Source organism: Pseudomonas sp. BRM28, assembly GCF_002939405.1.
GTDB lineage: Bacteria > Pseudomonadota > Gammaproteobacteria > Pseudomonadales > Pseudomonadaceae > Aquipseudomonas > Aquipseudomonas palmensis.
On record NZ_PEFV01000001.1, the window covers coordinates 4,420,818 to 4,435,497 of the forward strand.

The following is a 14,680-nucleotide window of genomic DNA, read 5'->3' on the forward strand; positions in this document are numbered from 1 at the left end:
CTGACGCCGCGCCTCTGCGCGGCGTTTTGCTGTGTGCGTTCAGGCGGGGTAGATCGCGCCCAGAACGCGCAGGCCCTTGGCGCCAGTAACACTGGGGCGGTTGGCGGCGATGCCCTCCAGGCAGCAGTGTGCCAGCCAGGCGAACGCCATGGCTTCCACCCAGTCTGGATCGACGCCGTTGATGGCAGTGCTGCTGACCCGGGCGTTGGGCAGCAGGCAGGCCAGACGCTTCATCAGTGTGCCGTTGTGGGCGCCGCCGCCACAGACCAGCAGCGCCTGGGTGGCTGTCTGCGCCGCCTGCAGCGAGCTGACGATGCTGTGGGCGGTAAGTTCGAGCAGGGTGGCCTGCACGTCGGCATCGCTGCCGGGGGGCTGGCCGGCCAGGTGCTTGCGCAGCCATGTCAGGTTGAACACCTCGCGGCCGGTACTCTTGGGACCGGTGCCGGCAAAGAACGGATCGCTGAGCAGGCTGGCGAGCAGCCCGGGGATGACGTGGCCTGTGGCCGCCCAGGCGCCGTCGGCATCATAGCCGTGACCTTGTTTCTCGTTGATCCAGGCATCCAGCAGTACGTTGCCCGGGCCACAGTCGAAGCCGCTGACCGGCTTGCCGGTCTCGATCAGGCTCAGGTTGCTGAAGCCGCCGACGTTGAGTACTGCCAGGCGCTCGCCCTGATTGTCGAACAGCGCTTCGTGAAAGGCCGGCACCAAGGGGGCCCCCTGGCCGCCGGCAGCCACGTCGCGGCGGCGAAAATCGCTGACCACTGTAATCCCGGTCAGCTCTGCCAGCAGCGCCGGGTTGCCGATCTGCACGGTGAAGCCCTGGGCAGGCTCGTGGCGAATGGTCTGTCCGTGGCTGCCAATAGCGCGGATATCTGCAGGCTGCAGGTGCTGTTCGGCCAGCAATTGCTGAATGCCCTCGGCGGCCAGTCTCACCCAGGCAGCCTCGGCCAGGGCGGCGCGGGCAATTTCGTCGGGGCCGCTGGCGCACAGCGCGAGCAAGTCGTCGCGCAGCGCCTGGGGCATCGGAATGTAATGAGTAGCGAGCAGCGTGAGACGCTGCTCCTGTCTGATCAAGGCGATGTCCAGGCCATCGAGGCTGGTGCCGGACATCACTCCCAGATACAGGGCCATGGCTTAGCGCTTGGCCGAGGCCAGCATGGTGGCCTTCTCTTGTTCCATGCGCGCCATCAGCGGCTGGCTTTGCTGCAGGAAGCGCTGGCGTTCAGCCTTGGCGATCGGATCGGCCATTGGCAGCTTCTGTCCGAGCGGGTCGACGTGCACGCCATTGACCTGGAACTCGTAGTGCAGGTGCGGCCCGGTGGACAGCCCCGTGGTGCCGATGTAGCCGATCACCTGGCCCTGCTTGACCGTGCCGCCGGTCTTGATGCCCTTGGCGAAGCCCTGCATGTGCCCGTACAGGGTCTGGTAGGTATTGCCGTGCTTGATGATCACGGTGTTGCCGTAGCCTCCACGACGACCGGCCAGCAGTACCTTGCCGTCACCGGCGGCCTTGATCGGCGTGCCGCGCGGCGCTGCATAGTCGACGCCCTTGTGGGCGCGGATCTTGTTCAGGATAGGGTGCTTGCGACCTGCCGAGAAGCGCGAGCTGATGCGGGCGAAGTCCACCGGGGTACGAATGAACGCCTTGCGCATGCTATTGCCGTCGGCGGTGTAGTAGCTGGTGTTGCCCTGCTTGTTGGTATAGCGCACCGCAGTGAAGCTCTTGCCGCGGTTGGTGAAGCGTGCCGACAGGATGTTGCCGTTGCCGACCACCTTGCCATTGACCACTTTCTGTTCGTAGATCACGTCGAATTCGTCACCCTGGCGGATGTCCTGGGCGAAGTCGATGTCGTAGCCGAAGATGCGGGCCATGTCCATGGTCAGCGAATGGTTCAGGCCGGCACGCTGCGCGGAAGCCGACAGCGAACTCTTGATGACGCCGTGCACGTAGGCCGAGCGAACCACTGGCTTGGTGATTTCACGGTTGAAGGCATAGCCCTTGTCGCCCTTGGTCAGGCGGATGGTCTCGAGATCGCTGACCTTGCTGTGCAGGCTGGCCAGCTGGCCGTCCTTGTCCAGTTCGATTTCCAGTACCTGGCCATGCTTGAGCTGGCTGAATTGCTTGGCCTGCTTGTTGCTGGCAAGCACCTCGTGCACCACATTGGCCGGCAGGCCGACCTTGGCGAACAGTGTCGACAGGGTGTCGCCACGGGCCACGGTGACTTCGCGGTGGCTTGGATCCTTGGCGGGTTCGGCAGTTGGGGTGGGTTCGGTCTTGGCGGTTTCTTCGGTGGGCGCGGGGGCAGTGTCAATCTGGGCGAACGGCGAGGCGGTGGTTTCTTCGCGGACGTCGGCCTGGGTGGTTTCCTGTTGCTTCAGCTGCTCGGCAGGGGATTCCAGCTCGAGGTTAAGGGTAGTTTTCTTGGCTTCGACCTCGCTGGAGGGGAACACCAGCAAGGCCAGGCTGAGCAGGGCGGCGATACCGCTGGCGGCCAACAGGTGGCTCTTCGGATAAAGCGGAGGCGCTTTAGTCGGTTCGTTGGTCATAGGTAGATTGACTTTGAAAAAGATGGATTGGAAAAGATGAATGACATGATGAAGATGAAATAACTGTATAAAATATAACCAAATCCCCTTCAGCGCAAGCGCGCAGACGTCATCAGTCGGGTGTGCGGTCACATCCGGGGCAAAAACTTGTATTTGATGGCTGATCTTGTATGGTTGGGGCCCTTTGAATCTGAGCCTTGCGGGTCTGTTATGAAGTCGGTTGAAGAGCAGCTAGCGCTGATCAAGCGTGGTGCGGAAGAGGTACTGGTCGAGGCCGAACTGGTCGAGAAGCTCAAGCGCGGGCAACCGCTGCGGATCAAGGCGGGTTTCGACCCGACTGCGCCGGATCTGCACCTGGGGCACACCGTCCTTATTAACAAGCTGCGCCAGTTCCAGGAACTGGGGCATCAGGTGATCTTCCTGATCGGCGACTTCACCGGCATGATCGGTGACCCGAGCGGCAAGAGCGCCACACGCCCGCCGCTGACCCGCGAGCAGGTGCTGGAGAACGCCGAGACCTACAAGCAGCAGGTGTTCAAGATTCTTGATCCGGCCAAGACCGAGGTCGCGTTCAACTCTACCTGGATGGACGCGCTGACCCCGGCCGACTTCATTCGCCTGGCTTCACAGTACACCGTGGCGCGCATGCTCGAGCGCGACGACTTCGACAAGCGCTATACCAGCAACCAGCCGATCGCGATTCACGAGTTCCTCTATCCGCTTGTGCAGGGCTATGACTCGGTGGCGCTGAATGCCGATGTCGAGCTGGGCGGTACCGACCAGAAGTTCAACCTGCTGATGGGGCGCGAGCTGCAGCGTGGCTACGGCCAGGAGGCGCAGAACATCGTCACCATGCCATTGCTCGAAGGGCTGGATGGCGTGAAGAAGATGTCCAAGTCGCTGGGTAACTATGTAGGTATCCAGGAAGCACCAGGGGTGATGTACAGCAAGCTGGTGTCGATCCCTGATACGTTGATGTGGCGTTACTTCGAGCTGCTGAGCTTTCGCTCCATGGAAGAGATCGATGGGTTCCGTGCTGAAGTGGCTGCTGGTGCCAACCCGCGGGATATCAAGATCAAGCTGGCTGAAGAGATCGTGGCCCGCTTCCATGGTGAGGAGGCTGCGGCCAATGCCCACCGCGCAGCGGGTAATCGCATGAAGGATGGGGAGTTGCCGGAGGACCTGCCGCAGATCGACGTACTGGCTACCGAGGCCATGCCGATTTCTGCTGTGCTGAACAAGGCGGGCCTGGTCAAGAACTCGGCGGCAGCCCGTGATCTGCTGGCGGCAGGAAGCGTGAAGGTCGATGGTGAGGTCGTTGATCGTGGCTTCGTCTTCGAGCTGGGCTCCACCCATGTGTGTCAGGCGGGCAAGAAGGCGTTTGCACGTATCAGTCTGAAGGCTGAATAAAGAGAGGGCGGCGTAAGCCGCCCTTCCTATATAGAGAAGGGCTGGTTTGCTTTGTTTTGCGAAAGTTTCAAATTAGCCCTTGACGCACGATTTAATCTCTCTATAATTCGCCCCACTTCCGGCTCTTCCGGCGCCCGGCTGGTGGCCTGCGGCACGATGACCAGCCTGCCGCCATACAGCAGCGCGCCAAAGATTTCCCACACCGAGAAGTCGAAGGCATAGGAGTGGAACAGGCTCCACACGTCACTCGGCCCGAAGTTGAACCAGTGTTCGGTGGCGGCAAACAGGCGTAGCACGTTGTGGTGCGCGAGCAACGCGCCCTTNTGTCTAGTCCTGAAATAGGTTTACACCTGTTCAGGTAGGCCGATAGGCCTCAAAACGCCCGATGCACCGCATCGGGCGTTTTGTTTTTCAGGGCCATATGGGGCCGTTCTGTGTTGTAGATCTGCACTGCCTCATCAACCATCTGCCTCGCTTGCTCCAGATCTTCAGGTCTGCTTAACAGCAGCTCCATCTTGAGGATTCCGTTGATTCGCTCAGCCAGCGCGTTCTGGTAGCAGTCATACCCATCAGTCATGGAGCACTGAACGCCGTGCCGTTGGTGCAGTGACTGGTATAGCGCCGAGCAATATTGGATGCCTCGATCCGAATGGTGGACTAATGGCTGGCGACGACGTCGCTTTCGTAAGGCCTGCTTGAAGGCTTGCGCTACTGACTCGGCATGCAGGCTTTCATGGACGTGGTGACCAACAATTTTCCTGGAGTACGCGTCCGTTACCAGGCTCAGGTACAGCGGGCCGTTACGTGCGGGCAGATAAGTAATGTCGGCAACCCAGACGTGCTCCGGCCTTGTCGGAACGACTTGGCTTGGACCGGGCTTGATTAAGTTGGGATGGCGGTAGAAGCGATGAAAGCTCTGTGTTGTCTTGTGGTATGCCCGCTTGGGCAGTACCAGCAAACGGCGCTCTCCCAAGACCTGAAACAGCCTATCTCGGCCGACCTGGAATCGTTTGTCAGGTTGGCAATGCAGCAAATAGTGCAGCTTACGGGTACCCAGACGGGGCTGGCGCAGCCGGACTTGCTGAACAAACTGAACCACCCGATCTGCCTGGCGCTCTTTGCCATCAGCAGCTCGGTTGCGCTTGTAGTAAGCCTGTCGACTGATGCCTAGAAACTGACAAGCCCTGGCAATGCTCAGTCCTGCGACTTGACCTTGCGAGAGGACTTGCCGGATCGCTTTTTTACGACCGAGACACCATAGTCATTTTTCAGAACATCAACGACCGTTTCAAAGAACTGGGCCTTCTGGCTCATCAGCTCAAGCTGCTGCTCAAGCTCTTTGATTCGCTGCTCTGGAGTGAGCATTTTGGGGTCAGACATCGCGCAGCTCCTCTCGTCGCGGATCGAGGCCCCCTGGCTCCAATCCTGCCGACCGTGCTTACGCAACCATACCAGAACCGTCGACCGTCCCTGGATGCCATACCGCACCTGGGCCTGCTTGTAGGTCAGTTCGCCTTTTTCAATCTGATCAACCACCGCCAATTTAAAAGACAGTGAGTAATCACGCTGTGTGCGCTTTACACCTTGCTCCATCTGACTCTCCGGAAATTCGGGATGGGAGGTGTAAACCTTATTCAGGACGGGACACGCCCACAAAAAAAGCCCCCACGCCTTGCGGCGCTGGGGGCTTTTTCGTGAAGGCGTTCGAGCAAACGGTCTCACACCTTCGCCAACACCAGTTCATCCCCGGCCCGCAGGTCCTCCCGCGCACTGAAGTACACCGCCGTGAGCAGGCCCACCGTGCCCATCAGCAGGCAGAACCCCACACACACCCATGGGCTCCACGGCATCAGCGCAATCAGCATAAGCGGCGTGGTGCTGGCCCACAGCGCATAGGCCAGGTTGTAGGTAAAGGAAATCCCCGACACGCGAATGGCCGGCGGAAACAGCCCGACCATCACCGACGGCACCACCCCCACCACACCACAGGCCAGCCCTGCCAGCGCATAGGCCACCCCGGTCCAGCCCCAGCCGCCGATCAGGCTGGCATACAGCGCCCCCACTCCCAACGGCAGCAACAGGCTGTAGACCATCAGCGCGCGCCAGGCACCTACCCGGTCCACCAGCAAGCCGGCCAGCACGCAACCGATGTTCAAGAACACGATACCCAGCGCGCTCAGGGCGAAGGTGTCGGCCGCGCTCATGCCGAAACGCTGCTGCATCACCGTCGGGGTAATCACCACCAGCACCACCACCGCCGAGGTCAGCACGCAGGTCAGCAGGGCCGCCGGTACCAGCGCGCGGCGGTGCTCGCGCAGCACCGTGCGCAGCGGGAAGGCCACCGGTTGTTCACGCCGCTCGCGCAGCGCCAGGAACACCGGCGTCTCGCTCAGCCAGCGGCGCAGCCACACCCCGATCACGCCGAACACCCCGCCCAGCAAGAATGGATAGCGCCAGGCGTAGTCCAGAATCTCCTGGGCGGTGAACACCTGGGCCAGCGCCGTGGCGGTCAGCGCGCCCAGCAGGTAGCCGAACGTCAGCCCGGCCTGCAGAAAACCCAGCGCATAGCCCCGCCGCCCGGCCGGCGCATGCTCGGCGACGAAGGTCCAGGCACTTGGCACCTCACCGCCCACCGCCGCGCCCTGCAGAATGCGCAGGCCCAGCAGGATCAGCGGCGCCGCGTAGCCGATGTCGGCATAGGTCGGCATCACCCCGATCAGCAGGCACGGCAGCGCCATCATCAGGATGCTCAGGCTGAACACCTTCTTGCGCCCCAGGTGATCGGCAAAATGCGCCATCAGGATGCCGCCCAGCGGCCGCGCCAGGTACCCGGTGACGAAGATCCCGAAGCTCTGCAGCAGACGCAGCCACTCCGGCATCTCGGGCGGGAAGAACAGCTGGCTCAGGGTCAGCGCGAAGAACACGAATATGATGAAATCGTAGATCTCCAGCGCACCGCCCAGCGCCGCCAGGCCCAGGGTCTTGTGGTCGTCGCGCGAAAGCCGCAGCGGGCGCGCAGGGTTGGTGGCAGTCATAAAGGCATCCGCTTCGATAGGCTCACTGCGCGCAGCAAGGCGCGCCAGGACAGGCGCAGAGCATACCAAAAAGCGGCGAACGGCTCAGGCCTCGCGAGGGAACACCGTATGCCCCATGTTCAGGCGGCGCATGGGGGGCGCGTTACCAGCAGGCCTGTACCCGGGGTTGGGCAACTGCCCCAGCAGCAGTGGGGCATCGATGATAGCCATGAAGGACTGCAGGGCCTCGTTGTCGGGCACCTTGGGCAGGCTGACGCTCACCGCCTGACGCTGGCCAGCAGGCACCGCAGGTACGCGAAGGTGTTGCGACTCATACAGCAGCACATGCTGGATCTGCGTACTCACGCGACAGAACCGCTCCAGATCGACCCCCACGTGGCTGGCCAGGTCGATATTTCCGACCAGCAGACTGAACGGCAAAAGCGCGTTCTGCACCAGGCGCTGCAGGTCGTCGAAGGTCTCGACAGGGGCAATCCGGTAATACCCCAGGCCGTTGAGCATCTTCTCCAACTGCAGCAGTTGGATGGGGTGCTCATCGGCAATCAGGATTCGCATGGACTTGTCGGGCATCGGAAGGGCCTGGATAGAGAGCATGGAAGACATTCCTTGACCGCTACTACGCCACGATAAACCTCAGGCTGCGACAGGCATTACGTCAGGTGACGGATCTGATAGATAGTTGTAGGGAAATGCCGGGAAATCAAGGCACAGCCTCAATTGTTTGTTGCTGACCAGTGCATCAGACGGAATTTTGGCGCATCCGCGCCCGGCAATGTTTCATGGCATTGACGATATTTTTTTCCACCAGACTGCGAGAAATTCCGAGTCTTTCGGCAATTTGCTGGTGAGAAAGCCCCTCCAGCTTGCGTAGAAGGAAACTGTCCCGGCACCCAGGGCTTAGTTCCCCCAACGCCTGCTGCATCAGCTCCAGTCGGCGATCCATGTCCATGCGCTGGCAGGGCGCCGGCGAACGGAATGCCTCGTCGGTGTCGAGCACTTCCAGCGGCTCGTTGTGCCGCACCTGACTACGCCGATGGTCGTCGATCACCAGATTCAGCGCGGTACGGTAGAGAAAGGCCCGCGGATACTCGATCTGCTGTTCGCCATGTCGCTCGAGCACTCGCACATAAGCGTCGTGGGCCACGTCCTCGGCCGCCTGGCGACTGCCCAGCCGAACACACAGAAAGCTCACCAGTTCGCGATAGTAGTTTTCCAAAACGACACCTGGCCAGGATTCGGCGCTAAAGCGCCGAGAATGGAGAATCAGGGTGAAGCCAGTAGGCAACAATACAAATTATTATTATTCTCAGCAACCTCCGTCACGCCTCGCAGATTACCCGACTGCACGGCCTGCGACCCTGAATGTGCGCCGGTAAATTCCTGCGCATATAGCTCGTCTAACGAGGAGCCCCCGTGCCTGCGCTGTCTACGCCAGCAACTCGCGGGTCAACCCTTCTGGCTGGAAGCCCGCATGACACGTCTTACGAAAAATCGCCGCCTGTTGCTCTGCGGCCTCGGCCTGCTCGCCGCCGGCAGCCTGGCGGCCTGGCAAACCCTGCCATTGGGTGGTGAGCCCTCGAACACCATCAAGGTTACCCGCGCCGACATCGAAAGCAGCGTGACAGCACTCGGCACCCTGCAGCCACGCCGCTATGTCGATGTCGGCGCCCAGGCCTCGGGACAGATCCGCAAGTTGCATGTGGAAACCGGAGACCACGTCGAGGAAGGCCAACTGCTGGTCGAGATCGACCCTTCGACCCAGAAGGCACGCCTCGATGCAGGCCGCTATTCGATCGAGAACCTCAAGGCCCAGCTGCAGGAGCAGCGCGCCCAGTACACCCTGGCCGAGCATCAGCTCAAGCGCCAGCAGCAACTGGCCGCCAGCGGCGCTACCCGCGAAGAGGATGTGCAGACCGCACAGGCACAACTGAAAGTCACCCAGGCACGCATCGGCATGTTCCAGGCGCAGATCCTGCAGGCCCAGGCCAGCCTGCGCAGCGACGAGGCAGAGCTGGGCTACACGCGTATCTACGCGCCGATGTCCGGCACGGTGGTCGCCGTGGATGCGCGTGAGGGCCAGACACTCAACGCGCAGCAGCAAACACCGCTGATCCTGCGCATCGCCAAGCTGTCGCCGATGACCGTATGGGCTGAGGTCTCGGAGGCCGACATCGGCAACGTCAAACCCGGCATGCAGGCCTACTTCACCACCCTGGCCGGCGGCAAGCGCCGCTGGAGCAGCACCGTGCGCCAGATCCTGCCGGTACCGCCCAAGCCGCTCGACCAGATCAGCCAGGGCGGTGGCAGCCCCACCAGCTCCAGCGCCTCCGGCGGTGGGGGCAAGGTCGTGCTGTACACCGTCCTGCTGGACGTGGACAACGTCGACAATTCCCTGATGGCGGAAATGACCGCCCAGGTGTTCTTCGTCGCCGGCCAGGCCAGCAACGTGCTCACTGCCCCGATCGTGGCGCTGGAGCCCGATGCCCGGCAAAACGACATGCGCCTGGTCCAGGTACTGCACCCCAACGGCAAGGTCGAGCAACGCCAGGTTCGCGCCGGCCTCAGCGATCGCCTGCGCGTGCAGATCCTCGAAGGCCTGGCCGAGGGCGACACCCTGCTGATCGGCGCGCCCGCCGCCAGTGGAGGCTGAATGTCCACGCCCCTGATCGAACTGCGCGACATACGCAAATCCTACGGCGGCATCGACACGCCCAAGGTCGAGGTGGTACGCGGTATCAGCCTGGCCATCCAGCCCGGTGAGTTCGTTGCCATCGTCGGGGCTTCGGGCTCGGGCAAGTCGACCCTGATGAACATCCTGGGCTGCCTCGACCGCCCCACCAGCGGCCAGTACTACTTTGCTGGCAAGGATGTCGCCGAACTGGACAGCGACGAACTGGCCTGGATCCGTCGCGAAGCCTTCGGCTTCGTGTTCCAGGGCTACCACCTGATCGCCTCCGGGTCGGCCCAGGAAAACGTCGAGATGCCGGCAATCTACGCCGGTACCCCTGCCGCCGAGCGCCATGCCCGCGCGGCCGGGCTGCTGGCCCGACTGGGCCTGGCCACCCGCACGGGCAACCGTCCGCACCAGCTGTCCGGCGGTCAGCAACAACGCGTCTCGATTGCCCGCGCGCTGATGAACGGCGGCCACATCATCCTGGCCGACGAACCCACCGGCGCCCTCGACAGCCAGAGCGGCGCCGAAGTGATGAGCCTGCTCGACGAACTGGCAGGCCAGGGCCACGTCGTGATCCTGATCACCCATGACCGCGAAGTCGCCGCGCGCGCCAAGCGCATCATCGAGATCCGCGACGGCCTGATCCTAAGCGACTCGGCCAACGCGGCGGCGCCAGCGCGCGCAGCGGTGGCCAGCCTGAATGCAGACGACCTGCGCCAGCGCCTGGACCGCGGCGCCACCCAGAGCGGGGCCTGGAAAGGCGAGCTCATCGAAGCCCTGCAGGCCGCCTGGCGCCTGATGTGGATCAACCGCTTCCGCACCGCCCTGACCCTGCTCGGCATCGTCATCGGCGTGGCCTCGGTGGTGGTGATGCTGGCCGTCGGCGAAGGCAGCAAGCGCCAGGTCATGGCGCAGATGGCCGCCTTCGGCTCCAACATCCTTTACCTCAGCGGCAGCGAGCCAACGCACAACGCCCCCGCCGGAGTGGTGACCCTCGACGATGTGGCAGCAGTGGCGCAGTTACCGCAGGTGAAGATGATCATGCCGGTCATCGGCAGCGAACTGACGGTGCGTTACGGCAACAGCAACCAGCGCTTCTACGTCGGCGGCAACAACACCCACTTCCCCGAGATCTTCAACTGGCCGGTGGTCGAAGGCAGCTTTTTCACCGACGCTGACGAACATGCTGCCGCAGCCGTCGCGGTGATCGGTCACAAGGTCAGGGAAAAACTCCTCAAGGATGCCGGCGACCCTATTGGCCAGTACATCCTGATCGGCAACGTGCCCTTCCAGGTCATCGGCATACTTGCCGAAAAAGGTTCCAGCTCCGGCAACCAGGACAGCGATGGCCGCATCGTGGTGCCCTACTCCGCCGCTGCCGTGCGCCTGTTCGGCAGCCGCGATCCGGAGTACGTCACCATCGGCGCAGTCGACTCGGGCCGGGTCAAGGAAACCGAGCAGGCCATCGATCACCTGATGCGCCGCCTGCACAACGGCAAGCATGATTTCGAGCTGACCAACGATGCGGCGCTGATCCAGGCCGAGGCGCGCACCCAGAACACCCTGTCGCTGATGCTGGGCGCAATCGCAGCCATTTCGCTGCTGGTGGGCGGCATCGGGGTGATGAACATCATGCTGATGACCGTGCGCGAACGCACTCGCGAAATCGGCATCCGCATGGCCACCGGCGCCCGCCAGCGCGACATCCTGCGCCAGTTCCTCAGCGAGGCGGTGCTGCTGTCGATGGTCGGTGGCATCACCGGCATTGCCCTGGCGCTGTTGATCGGCGGCGGCCTGCTGCTGGCCGACATTGCCGTGGCCTTTACCCTGGGCGCCATGCTTGGCGCATTCACCTGCGCGGTCATCACCGGCGTGGTATTCGGTTTCATGCCCGCACGCAAAGCCGCCCGTCTCGATCCGGTCAAGGCCCTCACCAGTGAATGAACCTCCGATGAAACCGCTCTTGAGCGCATTGAGCCTGGCCCTGCTGCTCAGTGCCTGCAGCACTCCACCCACCCCGCCTGACATCGGGTTTGCCCCGCCACAACAGTGGCAGTCAGCCAACACCCAGGCGGTGCGCGACAGCAACCGCGCCTGGTGGCGCAGCTTTGCCAGTCCCGAACTCGACCAACTGATCGCACAGGCCGACAGCGGCAGCTACGACATTGCCGCTGCCATCGCCCGCGTGCGCCAGGCCCGTGCGGCGCGCACCATCGCTGGCGGCACGCTGCTGCCCGAAGTTGGCGCAGCCCTGGCCGGCAATCGCGAAAAACAGATGCACCACAACGGCTACGGCACCTCCAGCAGCACCAACGACCGAGAATCGGTCAGCTACAGCGCCAGCTTCAACGCCAGCTACGAGGTCGACTTCTGGGGCGGCAATGCGGCGGCACGCGACAGTGCCGAGCAGACCCTCAAGGCCAGCGAGTTCGACCAGGCTACCGTCACCCTGACCCTGTTCAGCAACGTGGCCAGCTTCTACCTGCAGGCCCTGGCCCTGGACGAACAGCAGCGTATCGCCAGCCTCAACCTGGCCAACGCCCAGCAGGTACTGGAGGTGGTACGCGCCAAGTACAACGCGGGCTCGGCAACTGCACTGGAGCTGGCCCAGCAGCAAGTACTGGTCGCTGCGCAACAGCGACGGCTGCCGTTGCTGCGCCAGCAGGCCACCGAGGCCCGCATCACCCTGGCCGCATTGCTGGGCAAGCCGGTGCAGGCCCTCACCCTGCACGCCAGCGATTTCAACCGCATCGCCGCCCCTGGCATCGATGCCGGGTTGCCCAGCGACCTGCTCAGCCGCCGGCCAGACATCGCCGCGGCCGAGGCTCGCCTGGCAGCGGCCAAGGCCGACGTGCAGGTGGCGCGCGCCGCAATGCTGCCCAAGTTGACCCTGACTGCCGGCCTGGGCTCCGGCGCCAACGTCGCCGCCGACGTGCTGCGCAACCCGTTCTACAGCCTGGCGGCCGGCCTCAGTGCGCCGATCTTCAACAATGGGCGGCTCGGCGCCGAACGCGACAAGGCCACCGCCGTGCAGCAGGAACTGCTGGAAAAATACCGCGGCGAACTGATCAACGCATTTGCCGATGTCGAAAAGGCCCTCAACAGCATCGACGGCCTCGATCGCCAGCGCCAATGGCAGCGCGTCGAGCTGAGCCAGGCCCAGCAGGCCTTCGACATTGCACGCACACGCTACGAGGCAGGCGCCGAATTGCTGCTCAATGTACTGGAAGCGCAACGCAGCCTGTACGAAAGCCAGGACGAGGCCGTGCTGCTGCATCTGCAGCGACTGCAGGCCAGCATCGCCCTGTACAAGGCTGTGGGAGGGGGGTGGCAGGTGCAATGACTGCACCTGCCCTCAGGTGCGACGCGTGACCACCAGGTGACGCGCGTACCAGGGGCGTTGCGGCACCCGGCGCAGCAACCCCTTGAAACGCTGCTTGTCCTTGGTATTGGCGACGATCACCCGCAGCGCCAGCTTCATGGTCTCCGGGTCCATCTCCACGCTCTTGCCCGGCTGCAGGCCTGGCGTGGTGCTGCAACCATGGGTCACAGGGCCCAGCCAGGGCTGCCTGATATCGACCCAGCGCCCCTTGGCGAACCACGGTACGCCATTGACCCGGTTACGCGTCACCTGGCCGGGGTGGAAGCGTTCGTGGGCGCGGAACCAGTCTTCGATACGGTCATCGATCCAGCCATGGAACAGCCAGAATACAGGGTTCACATGGGAGGAAAACGGATCGCCGAGAAAGTCGTTTTCGGGCCCATACCAACGCGCCGAGAAGTCGTCCAGGTCACGCGCCATGGGTACTGGCGCACCGTTGGACGGGTCACGCGGCACCGACGCCCAGCGCATGTGCAGCCAGTCATGCAGGCCCAGCTCCATCTCCGAGCCCAACTGCCCCAGGGTCAGGCGCGACAGGTAACGCGGGTCGCGGTACTGCGACTCCCATACCTCGAAATTGCTGTGGTAGGTCTCGGCACTCTTGATGTCACTGACCCACTGGGTGTACTCGGCATCCCCCGGCGCCAGCCAGGTTGGCGGCACCGCACAGCCGTCATGGTTGTCGAAGTAGCGCGCAAAGCCCAGGCGGTCGCGTTCAAGCTCCGGCTGTGGCGCCGGAAAGCGCGGCCAGGAAGGCAGGTCCTGCAACCCCCGCGCGGTCTGCAGCATGTGTCGATGCATGAACAGAAAATCCACCCCGGAGCCATTGCGGTCCTTGGTCGGCCCCCGCGCATCGCGCTCGCGCTCGCGCGTTCCGGGCTGCCAGCCAAGCCCGCGCAGAGCATTGCGCTTGTCTTCGGGTAACGAGTGCCACTGGTCACGCGAAGCGTGCCAGAGTTGGTGAAACAACCTGTGCTCGTCGGAAATCAGCCAGTTCAGCAGGGCCGGCTGCAAGCCGATGCGCTCGCGTGCTTCCGGGAACAGCTTGCGGGTGGCGACAAAACGGTTGTCCTGCTGTACCAGGGCAAGGCTGCGGTCCAGGCGCGCAATGCGCCCGGTAAGCGTGCCGCTGCCGGCGTTGGCAAATTCACCCCACACCTCATCCAGCACCATGCTCAATTCGTAGACCGGTTGCTGCAGCCCCTGCTCCCGATCGAAAAGGCGCCACGTCAGCTCCCCCGCTCCCGGCGTGGCCAGGTCGCCCAGCAGGCTGTAGCGCGGGGCCGCGGGGGCACGCAGGGCCTGCGCGGTGTCGATGAAACCGCGAACCGCGCGCCCGCGCGGTGCAATGTCGATGAACACCTCCAGGTCATGCGTGGCCAGGCCGTCCAGTCCCGCATCGCGCCCTTCCAGGCGCAGGCTCCACACCCCGCGCAACTGATCGGCCAACTGGCGTCCTGCCGTATCCGGCAGCTCGACCCTGGCTTCCCCCGGGGTAACCGGATGCTCGGGTCGCGTCAGTTCCTTGTGCGCGTACAACGCAGCAGGCACCGCAGCACCGGTCAGTGCCAGGCCTGCGACAAATCCTCGTCGAGATATCGTCATTGCCCTACCTGTATCAGCCTGGAAGCA

General features: G+C 63.3%; 11 protein-coding genes and 1 pseudogene. 4 read left to right on the top strand and 8 right to left on the bottom strand.

Annotated elements, in window-relative coordinates:
* Positions 1-39: 39 nt before the first annotated feature.
* Positions 40-1,131, bottom strand: a complete 1,092-nt coding sequence (locus CR917_RS20745) for an anhydro-N-acetylmuramic acid kinase (RefSeq protein ID WP_043859835.1) — start codon at positions 1,129-1,131, stop codon at positions 40-42.
* A 3-nt stretch (positions 1,132-1,134) separates the two neighbouring features.
* Positions 1,135-2,547: a peptidoglycan DD-metalloendopeptidase family protein gene (locus CR917_RS20750; protein ID WP_043859836.1), complete on the bottom strand. Its 1,413-nt coding sequence runs from the start codon at positions 2,545-2,547 to the stop codon at positions 1,135-1,137.
* A gap of 210 nt (positions 2,548-2,757) precedes the next feature.
* On the opposite strand from CR917_RS20750, the gene tyrS reads away from it, so the two are divergent.
* Complete coding sequence (gene tyrS, locus CR917_RS20760) at positions 2,758-3,957, top strand: tyrosine--tRNA ligase (protein WP_104572883.1); 1,200 nt, start codon at positions 2,758-2,760, stop codon at positions 3,955-3,957.
* A 122-nt stretch (positions 3,958-4,079) separates the two neighbouring features.
* Here tyrS and CR917_RS20765 read toward each other — a convergent pair.
* The 5 genes and pseudogenes from CR917_RS20765 to CR917_RS20785 all read right to left on the bottom strand — a co-directional run.
* Positions 4,080-4,280 (bottom strand): annotated as a pseudogene (locus CR917_RS20765) (AMP-binding protein); the annotation flags it as partial.
* Between the two features lie 50 nt (positions 4,281-4,330).
* A protein-coding gene (locus tag CR917_RS20770; protein WP_104571780.1) for an IS3 family transposase occupies positions 4,331-5,550 on the bottom strand; the annotation gives its coding sequence in 2 pieces (ribosomal slippage) (positions 4,331-5,202 and positions 5,202-5,550; 1,221 coding nt in all).
* Between the two features lie 125 nt (positions 5,551-5,675).
* Positions 5,676-6,992: an MFS transporter gene (locus tag CR917_RS20775; protein ID WP_104572884.1), complete on the bottom strand. Its 1,317-nt coding sequence runs from the start codon at positions 6,990-6,992 to the stop codon at positions 5,676-5,678.
* Between the two features lie 84 nt (positions 6,993-7,076).
* Positions 7,077-7,562 carry a histidine kinase gene (locus CR917_RS20780; RefSeq protein ID WP_104572885.1) on the bottom strand — a complete coding sequence of 162 codons (486 nt, stop codon included), beginning with the start codon at positions 7,560-7,562 and terminating at the stop codon, positions 7,077-7,079.
* Positions 7,563-7,731: 169 nt separating this feature from the next.
* Positions 7,732-8,208 (bottom strand): sigma-70 family RNA polymerase sigma factor, encoded by a 477-nt coding sequence (locus CR917_RS20785; protein ID WP_104572886.1) that lies wholly within the window; start codon positions 8,206-8,208, stop codon positions 7,732-7,734.
* 255 nt (positions 8,209-8,463) lie between these two features.
* Between CR917_RS20785 and CR917_RS20790 the strand changes: the two genes are divergently transcribed.
* Genes CR917_RS20790 through CR917_RS20800 form a run of 3 tightly spaced genes read left to right on the top strand, consistent with a single transcriptional unit; the run spans position 8,464 to position 13,009 of the window.
* Positions 8,464-9,642: an efflux RND transporter periplasmic adaptor subunit gene (locus CR917_RS20790; RefSeq protein ID WP_104572887.1), complete on the top strand. Its 1,179-nt coding sequence runs from the start codon at positions 8,464-8,466 to the stop codon at positions 9,640-9,642.
* Entirely contained in the window at positions 9,643-11,610 is a 1,968-nt protein-coding gene (locus CR917_RS20795) for a MacB family efflux pump subunit (RefSeq protein ID WP_104572888.1), read from the top strand.
* 7 nt (positions 11,611-11,617) lie between these two features.
* Complete coding sequence (locus CR917_RS20800; protein WP_104572889.1) at positions 11,618-13,009, top strand: efflux transporter outer membrane subunit; 1,392 nt, start codon at positions 11,618-11,620, stop codon at positions 13,007-13,009.
* Between the two features lie 12 nt (positions 13,010-13,021).
* Here CR917_RS20800 and CR917_RS20805 read toward each other — a convergent pair whose 3' ends face one another.
* A complete protein-coding gene (locus CR917_RS20805; protein WP_104572890.1) occupies positions 13,022-14,653 on the bottom strand; it encodes a PvdJ/PvdD/PvdP-like protein in 1,632 nt (543 codons plus the stop codon).
* Positions 14,654-14,680 lie beyond the last annotated feature (27 nt).